Below are 1,308 nucleotides of genomic sequence, written 5' to 3'. Positions count from 1 at the left end.
TTGTATGTGCCGCTCCAGATTAGCCTGCCTTTGGTATCGTAACCCATAAGGGTGGTGATCCAATGCGCTTGCCCTGAGCCTGTTGAAGGGGTTCCTAATACGCGTACCTTGCTTGCGGTGGCTAGGCCTTGTACGTTGGTGACGGCGGCGGCTGGTAGGGTGAATCCGGCTTTGTCAAAATTGGCATAGCTGTCATAGTAGTTGATGGTGTGTATTTCATTACCTCCTTGTGGAATACTATTGTTGGTGTAATACAGTGCGGTTCCGTTTTGGGGTAATGCATTGGATGAACGGGTCTCGTATTGGGACGGATAGGGATTGTTATCTGCATAGCCTTGCATGGTTTCTCTGGAAACTATGGCATTACTGGTTTGGGTATGTATGGTGGTATAAGCGACTCTGCCAAAGGGGTCGTATTTGGTAACCAACCATTGATTGTTAGCGCGAAGCAAAGCGTCTTGGGTCATTACGGGCTGATCGAGCTTATTGTAAATGATATATTCTACGCCTTTACCGGGAATCTTTTTTTCTATCAGGCGGTTGCGGTGGTCGTATTTGTACTGGTAGCAGAGTTCATTGAGTTCACTTGTGGAGATGCCATTTGCGGGGGTTGTTTTGGGGGGGAGTACATAGGTGAGGTTGCCAAAATCGTCGTATACGTAATAGGTGTCGTGCGCTGTTACTGTACTGGGAGAGCCAATGGCTGCGTAGGTTCTTTTTAACAGGGTTTGCCCTTGTTTGTTTGTGAATTCTTCGGTGGTGTGGAGTTTGGTGGTGCTGCCGTCGTGGTTTTCGTCTTTGGTAATGGTTTTGGTGAGTGTTCCTGCCGGGTAAAATAGGGAGCCGCCGCTTAGGGTGGGTTGCTTGGTGTTATTGGCTGTAAATGCTACGGTGAATACGCGTACTTCTTGGGTGGTATTGTTGGTGTAGCTGAACTGGATCTCATGCCCGCTGCCCATTTTCCAGTCTGCTCCGGGTGCGGCTTGTTTTAAGGTTCGGTTTAAGGGTGAATTTTCTAATAGGGTTTCGCTATAGGGGTTGGTATTGGCGGTAGGGGTATTGGTGAAGTCTTCTGGGTAGTTTTGCTTGTAATAGGTTTGGATGGCGCTGGGCTGGTTTGTGGTTCTATAACTGCCTCGGTTGCCGGTGGCGGGGTAGGGTAGATATTGTTTGGTTTGCCTCCCAAAAGCGTCGTAGTCGCTATGGTTTATGAGGTCGTTACGCTCTGGGGATTGTTTGATGTTTATTTGTTGAATGGGGCGACCTAGGCCATCAAAATACTGTACGTGTTCTAATACATCGGCATTA

At 48.2% G+C, this 1,308-nt stretch carries 1 protein-coding gene; it reads right to left on the bottom strand.

Going from position 1 to position 1,308, the window contains the following annotated elements; translation table 11 throughout:
* The coding region (locus WBG07_RS19325; RefSeq protein ID WP_340203771.1) for a DUF6443 domain-containing protein at positions 1 to 1,308 on the bottom strand (1,308 nt) is incomplete at both ends.

The organism is Ascidiimonas meishanensis (assembly GCF_037782385.1).
In the GTDB taxonomy this organism is placed as follows: Bacteria; Bacteroidota; Bacteroidia; order Flavobacteriales; family Flavobacteriaceae; genus Ascidiimonas; species Ascidiimonas meishanensis.
Note: the sequence above shows the minus strand (reverse complement) of the source record. Positions and strands in the feature narration are given on the sequence as shown.